General features: G+C 68.2%; 17 protein-coding genes and 1 pseudogene. 7 read left to right on the top strand and 11 right to left on the bottom strand.

What is annotated here, in order from left to right; genetic code table 11:
• Positions 1-41 precede the first annotated feature (41 nt).
• Together RMCN_RS11055 and RMCN_RS11050 are read left to right on the top strand one after the other, a co-directional pair.
• Positions 42-569, top strand: coding sequence for a DoxX family protein (locus RMCN_RS11055; RefSeq protein ID WP_067389105.1), 528 nt, complete (start codon positions 42-44; stop codon positions 567-569).
• Positions 570-627: 58 nt separating this feature from the next.
• On the top strand, positions 628-1,593 hold the full coding sequence (locus RMCN_RS11050; RefSeq protein WP_064416492.1) for an asparaginase: 966 nt from the start codon (positions 628-630) through the stop codon (positions 1,591-1,593).
• Here RMCN_RS11050 and RMCN_RS11045 read toward each other — a convergent pair.
• The 7 genes from RMCN_RS11045 to RMCN_RS11015 all read right to left on the bottom strand — a co-directional run bounded on the left by RMCN_RS11045 (position 1,590) and on the right by RMCN_RS11015 (position 10,764).
• A complete protein-coding gene (locus RMCN_RS11045; RefSeq protein ID WP_064416415.1) occupies positions 1,590-2,450 on the bottom strand; it encodes a TIGR03619 family F420-dependent LLM class oxidoreductase in 861 nt (286 codons plus the stop codon). The genes RMCN_RS11050 and RMCN_RS11045 overlap by 4 nt on opposite strands.
• Positions 2,447-3,082, bottom strand: coding sequence for a PaaI family thioesterase (locus RMCN_RS11040; RefSeq protein ID WP_064416416.1), 636 nt, complete (start codon positions 3,080-3,082; stop codon positions 2,447-2,449). The genes RMCN_RS11045 and RMCN_RS11040 overlap by 4 nt, the downstream gene beginning before the upstream one ends.
• Positions 3,083-3,098: 16 nt before the next feature.
• Positions 3,099-6,065 carry a bifunctional [glutamine synthetase] adenylyltransferase/[glutamine synthetase]-adenylyl-L-tyrosine phosphorylase gene (locus RMCN_RS11035; protein WP_067389103.1) on the bottom strand — a complete coding sequence of 989 codons (2,967 nt, stop codon included), beginning with the start codon at positions 6,063-6,065 and terminating at the stop codon, positions 3,099-3,101.
• A 26-nt stretch (positions 6,066-6,091) separates the two neighbouring features.
• Complete coding sequence (gene glnA / locus RMCN_RS11030) at positions 6,092-7,432, bottom strand: type I glutamate--ammonia ligase (RefSeq protein ID WP_064347333.1); 1,341 nt, start codon at positions 7,430-7,432, stop codon at positions 6,092-6,094.
• Positions 7,433-7,495: 63 nt separating this feature from the next.
• Entirely contained in the window at positions 7,496-8,692 is a 1,197-nt protein-coding gene (locus tag RMCN_RS11025; protein WP_067389101.1) for a DUF1214 domain-containing protein, read from the bottom strand.
• Between the two features lie 12 nt (positions 8,693-8,704).
• Positions 8,705-9,844 (bottom strand): sulfotransferase family protein, encoded by a 1,140-nt coding sequence (locus tag RMCN_RS11020; protein WP_067389099.1) that lies wholly within the window; start codon positions 9,842-9,844, stop codon positions 8,705-8,707.
• A gap of 5 nt (positions 9,845-9,849) precedes the next feature.
• Positions 9,850-10,764 carry an NAD-dependent epimerase/dehydratase family protein gene (locus tag RMCN_RS11015; RefSeq protein WP_084377352.1) on the bottom strand — a complete coding sequence of 305 codons (915 nt, stop codon included), beginning with the start codon at positions 10,762-10,764 and terminating at the stop codon, positions 9,850-9,852.
• A 26-nt stretch (positions 10,765-10,790) separates the two neighbouring features.
• Here RMCN_RS11015 and RMCN_RS11010 point away from each other — a divergent pair, with 26 nt between their 5' ends.
• From RMCN_RS11010 to RMCN_RS10995, 4 genes are all read left to right on the top strand, one after another.
• The gene (locus RMCN_RS11010) at positions 10,791-11,387 is read left to right on the top strand and encodes a VOC family protein (RefSeq protein WP_234787636.1); all 597 of its coding nucleotides are present in this window, start codon (positions 10,791-10,793) and stop codon (positions 11,385-11,387) included.
• Positions 11,388-11,425: 38 nt separating this feature from the next.
• Positions 11,426-12,358: an acyl-CoA thioesterase gene (locus tag RMCN_RS11005; RefSeq protein ID WP_067389095.1), complete on the top strand. Its 933-nt coding sequence runs from the start codon at positions 11,426-11,428 to the stop codon at positions 12,356-12,358.
• A complete protein-coding gene (locus RMCN_RS11000) occupies positions 12,359-12,961 on the top strand; it encodes a TetR/AcrR family transcriptional regulator (RefSeq protein ID WP_067389093.1) in 603 nt (200 codons plus the stop codon).
• Positions 12,962-13,051: 90 nt separating this feature from the next.
• Positions 13,052-13,840 carry a hypothetical protein gene (locus RMCN_RS10995; RefSeq protein WP_067389091.1) on the top strand — a complete coding sequence of 263 codons (789 nt, stop codon included), beginning with the start codon at positions 13,052-13,054 and terminating at the stop codon, positions 13,838-13,840.
• Between the two features lie 44 nt (positions 13,841-13,884).
• On the opposite strand, the pseudogene RMCN_RS31465 reads toward RMCN_RS10995, so the two are convergent.
• Positions 13,885-14,043: pseudogene (locus tag RMCN_RS31465) on the bottom strand (alpha/beta hydrolase); the annotation flags it as partial.
• On the opposite strand from RMCN_RS31465, the gene RMCN_RS31460 reads away from it, so the two are divergent.
• Positions 14,030-14,197, top strand: coding sequence for a hypothetical protein (locus tag RMCN_RS31460; RefSeq protein ID WP_234787635.1), 168 nt, complete (start codon positions 14,030-14,032; stop codon positions 14,195-14,197). The pseudogene RMCN_RS31465 and the gene RMCN_RS31460 overlap by 14 nt on opposite strands.
• A 122-nt stretch (positions 14,198-14,319) precedes the next feature.
• Here RMCN_RS31460 and RMCN_RS10985 read toward each other — a convergent pair whose 3' ends face one another.
• The 3 genes from RMCN_RS10985 to RMCN_RS10975 all read right to left on the bottom strand — a co-directional run bounded on the left by RMCN_RS10985 (position 14,320) and on the right by RMCN_RS10975 (position 18,007).
• Positions 14,320-14,931, bottom strand: coding sequence for a GNAT family N-acetyltransferase (locus RMCN_RS10985; RefSeq protein WP_067389089.1), 612 nt, complete (start codon positions 14,929-14,931; stop codon positions 14,320-14,322).
• Between the two features lie 121 nt (positions 14,932-15,052).
• Positions 15,053-16,570: an alpha/beta hydrolase gene (locus tag RMCN_RS10980; protein ID WP_067389087.1), complete on the bottom strand. Its 1,518-nt coding sequence runs from the start codon at positions 16,568-16,570 to the stop codon at positions 15,053-15,055.
• Positions 16,571-16,615: 45 nt separating this feature from the next.
• Positions 16,616-18,007: a WS/DGAT/MGAT family O-acyltransferase gene (locus RMCN_RS10975; RefSeq protein ID WP_067389085.1), complete on the bottom strand. Its 1,392-nt coding sequence runs from the start codon at positions 18,005-18,007 to the stop codon at positions 16,616-16,618.
• Positions 18,008-18,021 lie beyond the last annotated feature (14 nt).

The raw sequence follows: 18,021 nt of genomic DNA, 5'->3' as shown, positions 1-18,021 counted from the left end.
CCGCCCGGCCCGAAGTGCGTCTGCGCGTAGGGTAAACGCGCATGACGACCTTCGACGCACGCCTGTCCAGCTACTCGTCGCCATTCCTGAGCCTGTTCCGGATCATCGCCGGAATTCTCTTTGCACTGCACGGATCGCAGAAGGTGTTCGGCTGGCCGGTGGCGGCCCCGGTCGCGATCGAGGCCGGTTCGTGGCCGCTGTGGTGGGCGGGCCTGATCGAACTCGTGGCCGGTTTGTTGATCGCCGTCGGATTGTTCACCCGCATAGCGGCTTTCATCGCTTCGGGTGAGATGGCGGTGGCCTACTTCTGGCAGCACTGGCCGCCGCTCGAGGGCCCTCCGGCGAGCTTCTGGCCGATGGAGAACGGCGGCGAAGTCGTGTTGCTGTACTGCTTCGGTTTCCTCGCGATCGCCGGTTTGGGCGCGGGCGCCTGGTCGGCCGACGCCCGGCGCCGCACCCGAGTCGGGGCCGCGGCGCCCGGACGTGTGGTCAGCGGCACGGCCGCACCGGCGGCCACCACCGCTGCGCCGGTTCGGCGGCGCGGCCTGCTGAGCCGCTTCCGGCGGTGACGCGCGGATGCGCAGAGGACTTCTGGCGGCCGCGGTAGCGGTCGCGACGGTGACGAGCATGCTCGGCCCGGCGGCTTCGCCGGCCGGTGCCCAGAACGCCCGCCTGGTTGTGATCACCACCGGCGGCACGATCGCGACGAGCACCGACCCCAGCGGAGTGCGGCGGCCCACCGTCGGGGGCGACGAACTCGCCGCCGGACTGGACGTCGAAATCGTCGACCTGATGCAGAAGGACAGCTCGCAGCTGACCCCCGCGGACTGGGACGCGATCGGCGCGGCCGCCAAGAACGCGGTGGAGGGCGGCGCCGACGGGGTGGTCATCACGCACGGCACCGACACCATGGAGGACACCGCGATGTGGTTGGACGTCACCTACCGCGGTGCCCCGCCGATCGTGCTGACCGGTGCGCAGCGGTCCTCCGACGCCCCCGACGCCGACGGGCCCAAGAACCTGCGGGACGCACTGACCGTCGCGGCCAGCCCCGCCGCCCGCGAGCAAGGTGTGTTGATCGTGTTCGACGGCACCGTGTTTCAGGCACTGGGCACCCGGAAGATGGACACCGCGGCCCTGTCGGCGTTCGCGGGCGTACCCATCGGAACGGTCGGCGACAACACGTTCAACCTGTCCCAGCCGGCGCGGCGCCCGTTCATCGCCGAGGTGTCGGCCGCCGCCGCCCCGCGGGTCGACATCGTGGCCGCCTACCCCGGGGACGGGCCCGGACCGATCGATGCCGCGGTCGCATCGGGCGCCCGCGGAATCGTGGTCGAGGCGCTGGGTTCCGGCAACGCCGGCGAGGGCGTGGTGGACGCGGTCCGTCGGCATGCGCCGGCCGGCGTCGCGTTCGCGATCTCGACCCGCGTCCCGACCGGCCCCGTCAAAGCGGAGTACGGCCCCGGCGACGACATGGTCAAGGCGGGGGCGGTGATGGTGCCGACCCTTCGGCCCAGCCAGGCCCGGGTACTGGTGATGGCGGCTCTCGCGGCGGGCCAACCGGTGGGCGACGTGATCGCGCGCTGGGGTTAGGCGTCGAGCCGAAGGTCCTTGCGGAACCGCTTCATCCCGTCGATCTTCTCGGCCAACGAGGCGTGCGGGCCCGCGTAGAACATCCACGGCATGGTGATGATGCCGGTGATGCCGCCGGCTTGCGCTCGGTCGAAGTGATCGGGGGTGAACGCGTCGGTCAGCGGTGTCAGCACCTCGAAACCGTCCATGGTCAAACCCTTTTCGGCGCGCAGCTCGCGCAGCTTGGCGACGCGTTCGAGGGCCCGGTCGGTGGTGATCAGGTCGCCGATCCAGCCGTCGTGGCGCGCCGCGCGGCGCAGCGCGATATCCGAGAGCCCGCCGACGTACACCGGGATCGGCGGCGGCGTCGGCTCCATCTCCAGCTTCGGCGTCTGGTAGAACTCGCCGTCGAACTCCGTCCAGCCCGGCTTCCAGAGCTCCTTCATCAACTCGAGCATCTCGTCGGTGCGCTTTCCGCGCCGCGCGAACTGCTGACCCATCAACGTGAACTCTTCCTCGCACCAGCCGACACCGATGCCGAGTTCGAGTCGGCCGCCGGCCAGGACGGCCGCGGTGCCGATCGCCTTCGCCGCCGAGTAGGGGTCGCGCATCGCGGGCAGATACACGGTGGTGACGAACCGCGATCGTGAGGTCACGAGGGCCAGCCCGCCGATCAGCACCCACGGATCGGGCCAGTCGGTGAACGCCTCCCAGCGCCTGCTGCCGTCTTTGGTGTAGGGGTACGGCGTCTCCAACGTCTCGAGGTTGACCACGTGGTCCGGGATCCCGAGCCCCTCGTATCCGAGATCGTCTGCCGCCTTGGCGATCTCGACGACTTCCGTCGTGTCGAGGAACGCCAGGCTGACATAGAACCTCATCCGGCATCCCTCGCCCACGCCGGCTGGATGAACACGCCCTCGGCCTCCACCGTGGGACCCTGCGCGTCGAGCAGATATCCGCGGGCGAATGTCTTGACCCCCTCGGACCGCTCCACGAACGCCTCCGCCCGCAGCGGCCCCAGCGGTGTGCCGCGCAGATAGCGCAGCGAGATGGTGCCGGTGAACTTCGGTTGGGTCAGGCCGTCGCTGGCGGCCTCGCCCAGCAGATGGTCGAGTACCAACGCGCAGATGCCCCCGTGCACCCACCCGGGCGGGCCTTCGTAGGCGCCGCTCAGCGTGAACTCACTCCAGCAGCGGCCGTCGTCCTCGTGATGGATGACCATCGGGGGTGCGATCGCATTACGCAGTCCCACAGCGGGATTCGCCCACGCCAGCGGACGGCCGGTGACCTCGTGCCGCAGGGTCGACGACACCGGGCGCTGCGTGCTCTCGAGAATCTGCGTGACGGCCTCGATCTTTGCCTGCGCGTCGGCCACGGCGGTCTCGTCGATCTCGGTGTGCAGGCTCGCGTAGATCAGCCGGCGCACCGCCTCGGTCAGCGGGCCGTACAGCGCGCGCTGGCGCTCGTACTCCTCGTCGGTGATCACGTCGAACCCGAAATCCATGCTCATCGGCTGTGCCTATCCTCTATGTCTCGCCACCGAAAACCTTGCGCACGACGGCTTTTGCCCGTCGTGTCACGCGCAGGTAGTTGTCGAGGAACTCGCCGCCGTCGTCGGTGTCCCAGCCGGCGGCCACCGCGACGGCGTTGAGCTGGCGTCCGGGGCCGGGCAGTTGGTCGGTCGGCTTACCTCGCACCAGCACCAGTGCGTTCCGTGCTCCCGTCGCGGTCAGCCAGGCCTGACGCAGCAGTTCGACGTCGCCCTCGGCGATCAGTTCGGCGGCGCCGATCGCGTTCAGCGACTGCAGCGTCGACGTGTTGTGCAGTGCGGGCACCTTGTGCGCGAAGCGCAGCTGCAGCAACTGCACCGTCCACTCGATGTCGGCGAGGCCTCCGCGCCCCAGTTTGGTGTGTGTGTTCGGGTCGGCCCCCCGCGGCAGCCGTTCGGCGTCCACCCGCGCCTTGATCCGCCGGATCTCCTGCACCGCTTCGGCCGACACCCCGCCGGGTGGGTAGCGGATCTTGTCGATCATGAGCAGGAACCGCTTCCCCAAGTCCAGATCGCCCGCCACGCGGTGGGCCCGCAGCAGCGCCTGCACCTCCCACGTCTGCGCGTACCGCTCGTAGTACGCCTGATACGAGGACAAGGTGCGCACCAGCGGACCGTTGCGCCCCTCCGGCCGCAGATTGGCGTCGACCTCCAGCGGCGGATCCGAACTCGGTGTCCCGAGCAGGGACCTCACCTGTTCGGCGACGGTCACCGCCCATTTCACCGCGGCCGATTCCTCAACGCCCACTTCGGGTTCGCACACGAACAGCACGTCGGCGTCCGAACCGTAGCCCAGTTCACCGCCGCCCAGCCGGCCCATGCCGATCACCGCGATCCGCGCCAGCGGCCCCCGGTCGGGCGTGTGCGCGCGGATGACCGCTTCGAGCGCGGCCTGCAGCACGGCCACCCACACCGACGTCAGTGCGCGACACACCTCGGTGACCTCGAGCATGCCCAGCAGATCGGCCGAGGCGATACGGGCCAGCTCGCGTCTGCGCAACGTGCGCGCCGCCGCGATCGCGCGTTGCGGGTCGGAATACCTTGCGGCCGAGGCGACCAGCGCCCGCGCGACCGCCTCGGGTTCGGCGTCGAGCAGTTTGGGTCCGTTGGGGCCGTCGGCGTAGGCCTGGATGACCTCCGGTGCCCGCATGAGCAGCTCCGGGATGTAGGCCGAGGTGCCGAGCACCTGCATGAGGCGCTTGGCGACGGCTCCCTCGTCGCGCAGCGTCGCCAGGAACCACCGCTGTTCGGACAGCGCATCGCTGATGCGGCGGTACGACAGCAGCCCCGCATCGGGATCGGGGGTGTCCGACAGCCAGTTGAGCAGCGTCGGCAACAAGACCTGCTGCACGCGGCCACGGCGGGCGCTGCTCCCCGTGAGGGCGGCCAGGTGTGTCAATGCGCTCTGCGGGCCTTCGTACCCCAGTGCGGCCAGCTGCCGTTCGGCGGCGGCCTGGGTCATACCGTCCGAAATGCTCAGTGCCGGTTGCCCGACGGACTCCAGCAGCGGTTGGTAGAACAGCTTCTCGTGCAGCCGCGACACCCGCAGGCTCTGGCGTTTGAGCTCTTCACGCAACACGCCGAGCGCGTCGCGGGTGCCGTCGGGCCGCACGTGCGCGGCCCTGGCCAACCAGCGCAGCGACTCGTCGTCGTCCTCGTCGGGCAGCAGGTGGGTGCGCACCATCCGCTGCAACTGCAGGCGGTGCTCGAGCAGGCGCAGGAATTCGTAGGACGCGGTCAGGTTCGCGGCGTCGTCGCGCCCGACGTAGCCGCGCTCGCCGAGTGCGGCCAGCGCGGCCACCGTCGAGGCGACGTGCAGCCGCTCGTCGTTGCGCCCGTGCACCAATTGCAGTAGCTGCACGGCGAATTCGACGTCACGCAGCCCGCCGGTCCCCAGCTTGATCTCGCGGGACCGTTGGCCGGCGGGCACCAGTTCCTCGACCCGCCTTCTCATCGCCTGCACCTCGGAGACGAAGTCCTCGCGCTCGCAGGCCGTCCACACCATCGGCATCAGGGCGTCGACGTAGGCCTGACCGAGCTCGGGGTCGCCCGCGGCCGGGCGCGCCTTCAGCAAGGCCTGGAACTCCCACGTCTTGGCCCACCGCTGGTAGTAGGCGACATGGGAGTCCAGCGTGCGCACCAGCTGGCCGTGTTTGCCTTCGGGCCGCAGCGCGGCGTCGACTTCGAAGAAGGCGTCGGCCGCGAACCGCATCAGCTCGCCGGCGACCCGGGTCGCCAACGCGTCGGCGGGCTCGGCGACGAAGATGACGTCGACGTCGCTGACGTAGTTCAGTTCGCGCGCACCGCATTTGCCCATCGCGATGATCGCGATCCGCGGCGGGGATTCACCCCCGGTCGTCTTGAGCGCGAGATGCAACGCGGCGGCCAGCGCCGCGTCGGCGAGGTCCGACAGGTGCTCGCCGATCGTCGGGAAGGGCAGGACCGGTTCGTTCTCCACCGTCGGCGCCAGGTCCAGGCTGGCCAGCACCAGCAGCCGGTCGCGGTAGAGCTTGCGCAGCGGTTGCAGTGCGCTCGACGTGTCGGGTGCTTCGTCGGCCAGCGCGACGAACATCTCGCGCAGCGCGTCGCGGGTCGGCAGGGCGACGTCACCGGCCAGCAGCCGCCAGTTCTCCGGATTGGCGACGAGGTGGTCACCGAGGGCCAGCGAGGAACCCAGCAGGCTGAACAGCCGACCCCGAAGGCTCTTGTCGGTGAGAAGGGCGCGGTTGAGTTCGTCCCAGCCGTCACCCAGCGCCTCGGCCAGCCGGACCATCGTGCGCAGCGCGGTGTCGGCGTCGGGGGCACGCGACAGCGACCAGAGGAGCTCGACGTGCGCATCGGTGGTCCAGCCCAACAGATCCAGATCCGCGGGCGCGGTGGGTTCGACGAGACCCAGCCGGCCTACGCTCGGCAGCTTCGGACGCTGCGTCGCTGGTTTGGCCACGCCTAAAAGGTATCTCGCCTAGTCACCTAGAGAGACAGGTAGGCCTTCAGCTCGAACGGTGTGACGTGGCTGCGGTAGTTCTCCCACTCCGCGCGCTTGTTACGCAGGAAGTAGTCGAAGACGTGCTCGCCCAACGCCTCGGCGACCAGTTCGGAGGTCTCCATCTGCTCGAGCGCTGCACCGAGGCTGCCCGGCAGCTCCTTGTAGCCCATCGCGATGCGCTCCTCGGAGGTCAGCGTCCAGACGTTGTCCTCGGCCTCCGGCGCCAGCACGTAGTTCTTCTCGATGCCGCGCAACCCGGCTGCCAGCAGCACCGCGAAAGTCAGGTAGGGGTTGCACGCCGAATCCGGGCTGCGCACCTCCACGCGGCGTGAGGACGCCTTGCGCGGCGTGTACATCGGCACCCGCACCAGCGCCGAGCGGTTGGCCGCGCCCCAGGACGCCGCCGTGGGCGCCTCGCCGCCGTGGACGAGGCGCTTGTAGGAGTTCACCCACTGGTTGGTGACGGCGCTGATCTCCTTGGCGTGCTCGAGGATCCCGGCGATGAACGACTTCGCGACGTCGGACAGTTGCAGCGGGTCGTCGGGGCTGTGGAAGGCGTTGGTGTCGCCCTCGAACAGGCTCATGTGCGTGTGCATGGCCGACCCGGGATGCTCGGCGAACGGCTTGGGCATGAACGACGCCCGCACCCCGTCCCCGAGCGCGACCTCCTTGACGACGTAGCGGAACGTCATCACGTTGTCGGCCATCGACAACGCGTCGGCGTAGCGCAGGTCGATCTCCTGCTGGCCGGGCGCGCCCTCGTGGTGGCTGAACTCCACCGAGATCCCCATCTGCTCGAGCGCGTCGATGGCGTGCCTGCGGAAGTTGGGTGCCGAATCGTGGACGGCCTGGTCGAAGTAGCCGCCGTTGTCGGCGGGCACGGGCGGGGTGCCGTCGTCCTCGCCGGGCTTGAGCAGGAAGAACTCGATCTCGGGATGCACGTAGCAGGAAAAGCCGAGGTCGCTGGCCTTGGCCAGCTGCCTGCGCAGCACGTGGCGCGAGTCCGCCCACGACGGGGAGCCGTCCGGCATGGTGATGTCGCAGAACATCCGCGCCGAATGATGTCGGCCGGAGTCGTCGGCCCACGGCAGCACCTGGAAGGTGGAGGGATCGGGGCGGGCCACCATGTCGGCTTCCGAGACCCGGGCGAAGCCTTCGATCGCCGAGCCGTCGAACCCGATCCCCTCTTCGAAGGCACCCTCGAGTTCGGCCGGGGCGATCGCGACCGACTTGAGGTATCCGAGCACGTCGGTGAACCACAGCCGGACGAAGCGGATGTCGCGTTCCTCCAGCGTGCGCAGCACGAATTCCTTCTGCCGATCCATGGTCGCAGCGTAGGCACCGGCTGTTAAATCGGTGTTACACGGCGGCTGCGTTCGTTGGGCTGATCACCAGATGCGGCGCATCTGCGCACCCGTTCGACGGTGCCGCAGCTGGGCTCGCCGCTGGTCTTGGGTGAGCACCTCGGTGCCCGCCGGGAGGTGCCCGAGCACGTCGGCGACCGGCACTTTCGTGACCGTGATCTCGGGGAACTCCTCGGCTTTGTAGAACCGCGCCTGCAGAATCCCCCACGGCCAGTCGGCCTTGTCGAGCCAATTGTGCACGCCCGGGTCGCGCTTGGACACCACGCCGCGGAACCAGCCGTCGGGGTCGATGCGCGCCTGAACGTCGTTGAGACTGGATTGTCGGTTCACCCAGTCCACCGTCGAGAACCGGTCGTCGGCCACCAGAATCTGCCAGTAGTAGCAGTGCGCCGGCACGGGGAACTCGACGACCAACGCCTCGTCGTCGGCGATTTGATGGATACCGTCGTAGTAGGCCTGCTTGGTGGCCAGGCCACCGCCTTGCTGAATCCACTGTGACCGCAGGAGCACGTTGAAGCCGTGGTGCTCGCGGTAGTACCGGACCAGCTCCATGTCGAAGTCGATCATTCCCTTGATCCAGTCGCCCAGCTCCGAGAACCGCCGCGCGATCTCGGTCGGCGACATGTCCGTGCCGCCGTCGTCGAGGCGATTGATGGCGACCTGGGCGTCGATCTCGGTGTTCCAGTCGCACGCGCATTTGCGCATCAGCAGCTTGCCCACCTCCGGGTTGAGCGGCCACCAGTCGCCGTCGTATGAGTCGGGGCGTTCGGCGGACATGATCACGCGGAAGGAACCGTCCTCGGCGATCGTCAGGTCGTCCAGGTCGTGGGTGACGGCCTGGAACTTCATCTGCCGCTCGACGCCCTTGAGGCTCTTCATCATTCCGGGTGCCTGCTGGGTGATCTCGACGAACCGAACCGTGCCACGACGACCGGTCAACTCATAGACGCCGGACCCGTCGACCTCGGCGGTCAGGTAGACGTAGTCCGGGTTCGGCCCGCCCTGGTTGCAGGCGTAGTTCCACAGCGGCATGAACACCGGGCGCTTCGAATCGGTGTAGACGTGGCACAGGTAGCCGCACGCCAGGATCGACAGCGCGAGTTTGTTCATGTCCTGGATCTCGGCTTCGGAGGCGCCGTCTGGTCGCCACGTCGCCAGCAGGTGGTCAGCCACTCCTTTGAGCGCCTCCATCTGGGTGTCCCAGCTCGGCAGGGTGGTCATAGGTGAGCCTCCTCAGGCCTCCACGGCCACGTCGAAGTGCCGGATGTAGAAGTCGTAGTCGGATCGGATCTGGTCGACCGAGAGGCCGAACTGTTCCGCGGTGTATCGGTGTGTCCCCTTGGCGCCGACGGCGTTGGTGTCCTGCCAGTCGAAAATCGTCTCGGCGACAGCGGGTTTGAGCTCCAGGCCCAGCCAGTCGTAGACGCGGCGGACCGTGCCCCTCGGATCGGCGACCAGCTCGCGGTGATGGACGTCGAGAAAACGGTCCTCCCCGATGCGTGCGCGTTCGGCGATCGCGTTCTCCATGCCCTCACGCAGGTGATCGCTCAGTTCGCGGCCGAGGGCGCACAGATCCCGGTCGCCCGCCGCGGGCGGGAAGATCGTCGACACCAGGCTGGTGTAGGACGGGACGACCTTGGCGGGATCGCGGTGTGTCATCACGAACCGCATGTCCGGGTAGGCCTTGGCGAGCGCCTCCAGGTGGAACTTGTGGTGGGGCGCCTTGAACAGCCACAGCTCCGGTGGGCACGTCGACCCGAGCAGCTTGACGACCCTGCGGTGGTAGGCGTAGGTCTCGGTCAGATCGGCGCGCCGCCACCACGATCGGTAGCCCGCCACCGGCAGGGTCATCTGCTGGCCGTGAAACGCCATTCCGAGGATTTCGGTGTCCTCCATGGTGGCGTCGACCTCGAAGATGTGCATGACGGCCTGTGCGGCGGGACGCTCCTCGTGCATCCGTAGGAATGCCTGCCTGCGCGGGTCGTGGGCCTCGCCGCCGGCGACCGGCGGCGGCACGGGCTGATATTGCTCCCAGCCCCGCAGACACCGGAACTGCGGATCGAGCGAGAGCATGTCGGCCAGCGCGGTGGTTCCGGTGCGCGGCAGCCCGTTGATGTCGACGGGCCCGGAGATGACGACGTCCTCGACCTCGGGGTGCGCCCGGTAGTAGGCCTCGACCTCGAGGCGATTGACCAGCCTGCGCCGCAGATCGCCGATGACCGCGGCGTCTGTGCCCGGGTCCAGGTCGCCGTCGCGTTCCAGGCTGTCGAGCAGAACGGCCAGTCCTTCGCGGAAGTCTCCGGGCCCGAAGTCGGAGTGCCCGCATTCGGCGACCGCTTCGTCGAGCAACTGTTGCGGCTCGGGATAGCGCATGCGCGTCAGGCCTCGACGCGGTCGGGATAGTGGTGAGCGGCCATGGCCCGGAAGCCCTCCCGCCAGTCCACCGTGCAGGGCCCGGTGATCGACGTTCGCATGGTGTGGTCGCCGACCGAACCGACCGAGGCACCGGGGACGGGCTGCACGTCCACCTGTGGTGACACACCGAGAAGTTCACCGAAATACGCGCACCACTGCTGGACGCTCACCGGGGTGTCGCCTGCGAAGTTGACGATGGTGGCGGGAACGCTCGTCGCGTCCAGCAGCGCCGGAATCTGGGCGTTGATGTCGTCGTAGTGGATCGGGCTGTACGGCAACGGGTCCCAGCGGGCCACGACGGGTCGCCCCTCCGCGATCGCTTGCAGGTGCCACAGCGGCAGACCGCCCCGCTCGCCGTACGCGCTGCCCATCCGGGCGATGACCGTGGGTATGCCGAATTCGCGCGCACAGTATCTGGCGACGGCCTCCTCGGCGATCTTGACGATCGAATACGGTTGCGGGCTGGGCAATCCGGCATCGCCGATCGGATCGTCCTCCCGGAATGCGTGCCACGGGTCCGGGTGCGGTTTGTAGACGGTGACCGTCGACATCACCAGCGCGGCCTTGACACAACGGCAGTGGGACAGCAGCAGTCCGGTGCCCTCGGCGTTGACGCGTAGTCCCTGCTCGTAGTCTTCACCGAAATCGGCGGCGATGTGCAAGAGGTACGTGAAATTCGTTGGCAGATCGACGAAGTCGCCGACGGCGAGATCGATGCTTCGGGTGGTCAGGCCCAGTGCCTCGACCTCCTCGCGCGCGGCGATGTCGGAGAACCTGGCGATACCCCACACTTCGTTGTCTTTGGCGAGCGACTTCGCGACGCCGTAGGCGATGCGGCCGGCCGGCCCGGTGATGAGAACCCGTTCCCCGCTCAGCATTGCGCGGCCATGCCATGATCGTGCGCATGGATCTGTTCGAACAGCCATGGCCCGAGGGGGATTTTCGGTTCTTTCAACTCGGGCACGTCGTCGACGACGTTCTCGAGGCCGCCGCCGGTTGGGCGCGTGTGTTCGGAGTGGGACCGTTTCATGTGCTGCCCATCGCCGATCAAGTGGCCGACTACGGCGGTGAGATCCGCACGGTCCGCATCCAGGTCGCGGTGGCCCAGGCGGGCCCGGTCCAGATCGAGTTGATCCAGCAGCACTGCCAGACGCCGAGCATCTACTCCGACTGGAGCCGTAACGGGACGAGCTCGTTCCACCAAATCGCGACGGTGACAAAGGATTACGATGCCAAAACGGCCCACTTCGCGGCGCTGGGGTATCCGGTTGCGGCCCAGAGCACGGGCGGGGGTTTCCGCGTCGCCTACATCGACACCGTGGCCGATTTCGGGTTCTACACCGAGATCGTCGAGGCCCCGCCCGCCTTTCTCGACCAGGTGCGCCGCATCTCCGAAACCTGCTCGGCATGGGACGGCAGCGATCCGGTCCGCATCATGACCCGCGACGGCTACCGGCTGCCGGGAGATTCCAGAGGCCACACCCGGACTCTAAAGTCTTAGAGACAACGGTGGCAAGGATCTGGCAGGATCCACCCGTGATGTCCGCCGATGAGATCGACCCGCTGACCGACCTGTCCGGCCCGCTTCGCGGAACGGTGCTGGAGAAGGCGGTGCTCGAATCCCTCGACACGCTCGAACGGGCACTGGACTTGACACCGTTGGGCGACAACCGGTTTCAGGCAACCAACGAACGGGATCGCTTCGGCCGGATCTTCGGCGGCCAACTGCTCGCACAGGCGCTCTACGCCGCGTCGCGCACCGTCGACGAGCACGCGCCGCATTCCCTGCACGCCTACTTCGTCCAGACCGGCGCCTCGGACACACCGGTCGACATCGCCGTCGAGGCCGTGCGCGACGGACGATCGATGGCGACCCGTCGGGTCACCGTCGCGCAGGGCGAGCGCACCCTGCTCACCGCCCTTGCGTCGTTTCACACCAATCCCGCCGAACCCGAACTCGAGCGCCGAGCGCCCCATACCCCGGCACCCGAGGAGATGCCGCTGCTGCAGCACTGGGTGCACCAGGTCCCCGCGCAGCTGAGACAGAACGCGCAGAACTGGATCGACGTCCCGCCGGCAGTGGAGATGCGCATCGCAGAGCCGACGAACTTCCTGGGTGGCAGGCAGACGCCCGAGCCCCGGTCGCACTGGATGCGGTTGCCCCGCCCCATCGGTGACGAGCCCGCGCTGCACAGCGCGATGCTGGCGTACGCGAGCGACTATCTGCTGTTGGACATGGCGTTGCGCAACCACCCGCACCGCGCCGACTACACATCGATCGCGGCGGTCAGCCTCGATCACGCGTTGTGGCTGCACCGGCCCGTCCGCTTCGACGAGTGGCATCTGTACACCCAGGACACGGTGGCCGTCACCGGACACCGCGCGCTGATCCGCGGAACCATCCGTGACGCGGCGGGCCGCACCGTGGCCAGCACATCCCAGGAAGTGCTGATCCGTCCGATCGCGACGTAGGTGAGCGAGCGCCGAACCCCGGACGGCCGGCAACGGCGTCGCGAACTGTGTGACGCCGCGATCGGGCTGCTCGCCGAGCACGGCGCCAAGGGGCTGAGCCATCCGCGGGTCGACCGTGCCGCGGGTGTGCCGGAGGGGAGCACTTCGTACTACTTCCGGACGCGCACGGCGCTGATCCGCGCCGTCGCCGAGCGGGTCGCCGAGCTCGACCTGGCGGACCTGCGCTCGGTCACCGCGGCCGACGTCGGCACCTCCCGACAGGCCGCGGTCACGCGATTGGCCGCCGTCGTGATGAAATCGCTGACCGGCGACGGCCTCACCCGCACCCGCGCGCGAATCGAACTACTCCTACAGGCCAGTCGCGATCCCGCGATTTCGGCTGTGTTCCATGCGAATTCGCAGACCTACCTCACATTGCACCGCGAGCTGGCCGAACGCTCGCGGCCGGCTGACGCCGACCCGTCCACAGTGGCCGACCGGGCCCTGCTCACCGTGATGTTCATCAGCGGACTCATGCTCAGTGCCGCGGCCGGCCGTCAGCCGGTGACCGATCGCAAGCGCCTGGAGCTTCTGCTCGTCCAGATCGCCACCAGCGGATCCTGATGACACATCGAGGTTTCGTCGACGCACCGCGCGGGTAGCCGATCGTTCTGTCGGGGGGTCGCGCCGCAGAAATCGATGCGAGGAGCGACCATGAACCTCAAGAAAACAGCATTTTCCCTGGGCCTGGCCGGGGCCTTGGGCGGCTTCACGGCACTCGGCTTGGGAACGGGCGTCGTGCACGCAGACCCGAAGTTCCCGTCCCCGCCGATACCGCCCATTCCGGCGCCACCACCGGTTCCCAACGTCGAGGTACCGCGGGTCGAGGTACCCCGTCCCCCGAAGGTCGACGTGGAGGTGCCGCGAGTCGACGTGAATGTGCCGCGCGTCGAGGCGCCGCGGGTGCCGGACGTCGACGTGAACGTGCCACCGGTCGACGTGCCGCCGCTGCCCAGGGTGGACCTGCCGCCGGTCCCGAGACCCGCGGTCGACGTCGATCTGCCGGATCTGGAGCCGAACCTGCCCGACATCGACGCCTACTTCGGGTTGCCGGGCGCTCGGATACCGCCCGGGCAGTTGAAGAACGCGGCCACCATCAACGGAGTGCCGAACCCGTTCTTCAACATCCCGCCCGGACAGCTCAAGAAGATGCGGACCGTCCAGGGTTATGAGAACCCGTTCTTCGACGAGGCACCGGGCCACTGGGAGATCCCGCAGTGGGCTGTGCCCGACGTCTGGCCGGGCGTGCCGGGGGTCGGCGACTACTTCGGACTGCCGGGTGAACAGATCGGTCCCGTCCAGCTGAGGGCGGAGGCCACCATCAACGGGGTCCGCAATCCCTTCTACGGCATCCCGCCGGATGAGCTGCGGAAACTGCCCACGGTGCAGGGTTTCGAGAACCCGTTCTTCGACGGGACTCCGGGTCACTGGGAGATTCCGTAAGGCCACCAGCGCAGTTCGCGGCCGTGATCAGTTCGCGGCCGTGGTCAGTCCGAGGAGCAGGTGGTGTCGGCCGGCGGCAGCGCCAGGTCGACGAGGTAGTTGGCCGCGATGTCATCGACGCACTTGTAGCCCTGGAACACCACGGTGTGCTGAGTGCCCTGGAACGTCAAGAGCGCCCCACCGAGCTGCTTGGCCAACTCCACCGCGTCCGAGCGGGTGGTCGAGGCGTGGCGGGTCGCCGAGCTGGACCTGGCGGAACTGCGCTCGGTCACCGCGGCCGACGTCGGCACCTCCCGACAGGCCGCGGTCACGAAATTGGCCGCCGACGTGATGAAGCCGCTGACCGCGCGCTGCTGACCGTGAACTCATCAGCGGGCTGATGCTCAGTGCGGCCGCGGGCGCGCAGCCGGTCATTGAGCGAGATCGCTTGAATCACTGCTCATCCAGCTTGCCGCCAGCACGTCCGCGAGCGTGCGGACCTAACCCGCCGGTCGTCTCCACATCGCGTAGAGGGTCGGACTGTCAGCCACCGTCAGCTCCGTCACCGTTTGGAAACCGTGGCGCTCGTACAGACGTTTGTTGGCTGGGCACGACGCCTCCAAATAAGCCGGCACGCCGTGGCGATCCGCATCTGCGAGAACCGCCTGTAGAAGCGCGCTGCCGATTCCGCGGCCCCGTAGCGAGGGGCGTACGCCCATGAATGCCAGATACCAGTGGGCGTCCGACGGATGGTGCTCATCGAGCATGGCGGCCAGTTCGGCCTGTCGCCGGCACGAGGCTTCGTCCCCCGCGGTTTGGACAAGCTCGCGGCCGAAGGCTTCGGCCCTGTCGTCATCGACCAGTTGCCGCTTCGGCGGTAACCAGAGCGCCGCTCCGCTACCTCTGCCGGCCGCATACACCCCGTCATGCGACCAATGCGCATCGACGAGCAGCGAGTAGAACGACTCCGCGCTGCGACGTCGTTGCTGGTCATCGGGAACGATCCACCGGTAGATCGGATCTTCGACGAACGCTGCGACCAGGGGGGCGACCACGTCGGTTCGTTCGTCCTCGGTCGCCTGGTGGGCGCCTTCGGCATCAACGGTCGCCATCTGACACCTCCCGCGCAGGGCGCCGCCACCCGTCGCCGCCACAAACTACAGAGTCACACGGCTCGTGCGCCGGGGCGGCTAAAACAACTGAAGACCGCCGCACGACCCGGTCGAACCCTGATCAGTCCGAGGAGCAGGTGGTGTCGGCCGGCGGCAGCGCCAGGTCGACGAGGTAGTTGGCCGCGATGTCGTCGACGCACTTGTTGCCCTGGAACACCACGGTGTGCTGAGTGCCCTGGAACGTCACGAGCGTCCCACCGAGCTGCTTGGCCAGCTCCACACCCGCCTGGTACGGCGTGGCGGGATCGTTGGTCGTCGACACCACCAGCGTCGGGGGCAACCCCTCCACCTCGAGTTCGTGCGGTTCGCTCGTCGGCGGGACCGGCCAGAACGCGCACGTGCCCAAAGGAGCGTGCCCGGTGAACTCGCCGTAGCTCATGAACGGCGCCGCCTCGCGCACCCGCCGGTCCTCCTCGACGACCTTCGCGCGGTCGGTCACCGCGGGCTTGTCCACGCAGTTGACCGCCACGCGCACGTCGGTCGAGTTGTTGTAGTGGCCCTGCGCGTCGCGGCCCATGTAGAGATCGGCCAGCGCGAGCATGGTGTCGCCGGTTCCCCGCTCCATCTCGCTGAGCGCCTGCGTCAGGTGCCGCCACAGGTCGGGCGAGTACAACGGCAGGATGGTGCCCACGATCGCGTCGGAGTAGCTCAGCCCGCGCGGGTCGCGCGTCCGCAGCGGCTTCTGCACCAGCGGGTCGACCAGGCTGTGGTAGACGTCGTTGGCCTTCGCCGGGTCGGTGCCCAGCGGGCAGGCCGGGTTCTCCGCACAGTCGGCGGCGTAGTCGTTGAACGCGGTCTGGAAGGCCGCGGCCTGCCGGACATTGGCCTCGGTGGGATCGGCGTTGGGATCGACCGCCCCGTCGAGGACCATCGCGCGCACCTTGTCCGGATAGTTCTCGGCGTAGGTGGCGCCGATCCGGGTGCCGTAGGAGTAGCCGAGGTAGGTCAGTTTGTCGTCACCGAGGGCCTCGCGCATCGCCTCGAGATCCTTGGCCACGTTGACGGTCCCGACGTTGGCGAGGAACTCCTTGCCCATCTTGTTCTCGCAGCGTGCGACGAACTCCTTGGTCTCCTTCTCGATCTCGGCGACGCCCTCCGGCGAGTAGTCGACCTGGGGCTCGGCGCGCAGCCGGTCGTTGTCGGCGTCGGAGTTGCACCACAGCGCCGGCGTGGAGTTCGCGACGCCGCGTGGATCGAAGCCGACGAGGTCGAAGCGCTCCCGCACCGACTCGGGCAGCGAGCCGACGAGGCTCGCTGCGGCCTCCACCCCGGACTCCCCCGGGCCCCCGGGGTTGATGATCAGCGAGGCGATCTTGTCGCCGGTGGCCTTGAACCGGATCATCGCGAGACGGGCGACGTCACCGTCGGGCTCGTCGTAGTCCACCGGGACCGACAGCATGCCGCATTCGGCGTCGGCGGGAATCCGCGACTCGTCGGACTGGTCCGACTGGCATTTGACCCATTCGATCGGGGTGCCCGGCGGCGGCACCGCGACGACGGCGCGGCCGTCCACCAATTGGCTGCATCCGGTGGCCGCGAGCAGCACAGTGGTGGCGATGACCCCGATCTTGGCGTTCATGGCTCAACATGCTGCCATGAACCCTCATCGCCGCTGGCTAGGGCGCTATCGCGTGGCGGCCAACAACTCGTCGAGCGCCGCGGCGAAGTCGTCGGCCATGTCCCACAGGTCGGGCAGCAGTTCCGGACAGGACACGATGCCGACGTTCAGCGACCCGGTCAGCGACATGACGGTGATGTTGAGACCCGACCCGTGAAAGATCGGACCGAGCGGATACATCGCCTTGGCCTCGCAGCCCAGGTAGTACAGCGGGACCTGCGGCCCGGGGACGTTGGAGATGACGAGGTTGTGCACCGGGCGCGCGCCGCTCAGCCGGCTCGACGCGTAGACGCGCATCGCGACACCGAACACCGCCGGGGCGGCGAACTGCGTCCAGTCCTGCAGCAGGGTCGCGCCGATCGCCGAACTATGTTGTTTGGCAACCGAATTCGCCTCAGCGATGGATTTCAGCCGGGCCGCCGGATCCTCGATGTGGGTCTCCAGTCGCGAGAACATCCCCGACACCTGGTTGCGGCCGGGTCGATCGGACCTGTCGTGCACCGAGACCGGCACCATCGCGACCAGGGAGTTCTCCGGCAGCTGGCCGCGGTCGGCGAGGTACTTGCGCAGCACGCCGGAGACCAGCGCCATCACCACGTCGTTGACCTTGACCCCGAAGTGGTTCTTGACGGTCTTGATGTCCTCGAGATCCAGTTGCGTGAACGCGACGTTGCGGTGCCCGGTGACGTTCATGTTGAACACCGTCCTGGGGGCGGCGAACGGCGGCGCCATCGAGTTGCCCGAGCGGGCGCGGCGGACCGTGTCGACCACCGACGAGACCGTCATGGGCAGCGTGCTCGCCAGCTTCAACGGCCGGGTGGCGAACTTGACCGCACCGGAAACCGCGATCTCCAGGGAGCTTGCGTCGCCGGGACCGTCGACGGGATCCGGAGGTAGCGCGTCGGGTTCGGTGCTGCACAACTGCGACATCAGGCTCGCACCCGTCACACCGTCGACGCCCGCGTGGTGAACCTTCGTCATCACCACGAGACGCCCGCCGTCCTGCGGATCGGTTCCATCGATGTTCTCGATGACCCACTTCTCCCACAGCGGACGGCTGCGGTCCAGCGGCAGCGACGCGATATGGCCGCAGATCTCGGCGAGCTCGCGAGGGCCGCCGGGCGCGGGCAGGCCGATGCGATGCAGATGGCGGTCGACGTCGAAGTCCTTGTCCTCCACCCACACCGGATGGTCGAGGTTGAACCGGCTGTCGGCCAGCTTCTCGCGGAACTCCGGCATCGCCTTGATGCGCTGGTTCAACTCGTCCCGGAACCGGTCGAACGTGTAGCCGCCCGGCATCGTCGAGGTGTCCAATTCAAGGATCGAACAGACATGCAGCGGCTGCTGCGCGGTCTCGAGGTACAAGAAGCTGGCGTCGAGCCCGCTGAGCCGTTGCATGCCGGAATGCTATG

It is taken from the genome of Mycolicibacterium novocastrense (assembly GCF_001570485.1).
In the GTDB taxonomy this organism is placed as follows: domain Bacteria; phylum Actinomycetota; class Actinomycetes; order Mycobacteriales; family Mycobacteriaceae; genus Mycobacterium; species Mycobacterium novocastrense.
This window is presented reverse-complemented; position numbering and strand designations above follow the sequence as displayed.

Bases quoted from the DNA above. Each gene is read 5' to 3' on its own strand.
- RMCN_RS11055 (WP_067389105.1), top strand. From the start codon at position 42: ATGACGACCTTCGACGCACGCCTGTCCAGCTACTCGTCGCCATTCCTG.
- RMCN_RS11050 (WP_064416492.1), top strand. From the start codon at position 628: ATGCTCGGCCCGGCGGCTTCGCCGGCCGGTGCCCAGAACGCCCGCCTG.
- RMCN_RS11045 (WP_064416415.1), bottom strand. From the start codon at position 2,450: ATGAGGTTCTATGTCAGCCTGGCGTTCCTCGACACGACGGAAGTCGTC.
- RMCN_RS11040 (WP_064416416.1), bottom strand. From the start codon at position 3,082: ATGAGCATGGATTTCGGGTTCGACGTGATCACCGACGAGGAGTACGAG.
- glnA (WP_064347333.1), bottom strand. From the start codon at position 7,432: ATGGATCGGCAGAAGGAATTCGTGCTGCGCACGCTGGAGGAACGCGAC.
- RMCN_RS11025 (WP_067389101.1), bottom strand. From the start codon at position 8,692: ATGACCACCCTGCCGAGCTGGGACACCCAGATGGAGGCGCTCAAAGGA.
- RMCN_RS11020 (WP_067389099.1), bottom strand. From the start codon at position 9,844: ATGCGCTATCCCGAGCCGCAACAGTTGCTCGACGAAGCGGTCGCCGAA.
- RMCN_RS11015 (WP_084377352.1), bottom strand. From the start codon at position 10,764: ATGCTGAGCGGGGAACGGGTTCTCATCACCGGGCCGGCCGGCCGCATC.
- RMCN_RS11010 (WP_234787636.1), top strand. From the start codon at position 10,791: ATGGATCTGTTCGAACAGCCATGGCCCGAGGGGGATTTTCGGTTCTTT.
- RMCN_RS11005 (WP_067389095.1), top strand. From the start codon at position 11,426: ATGTCCGCCGATGAGATCGACCCGCTGACCGACCTGTCCGGCCCGCTT.
- RMCN_RS10995 (WP_067389091.1), top strand. From the start codon at position 13,052: ATGAACCTCAAGAAAACAGCATTTTCCCTGGGCCTGGCCGGGGCCTTG.
- RMCN_RS10985 (WP_067389089.1), bottom strand. From the start codon at position 14,931: ATGGCGACCGTTGATGCCGAAGGCGCCCACCAGGCGACCGAGGACGAA.
- RMCN_RS10980 (WP_067389087.1), bottom strand. From the start codon at position 16,570: ATGAACGCCAAGATCGGGGTCATCGCCACCACTGTGCTGCTCGCGGCC.
- RMCN_RS10975 (WP_067389085.1), bottom strand. From the start codon at position 18,007: ATGCAACGGCTCAGCGGGCTCGACGCCAGCTTCTTGTACCTCGAGACC.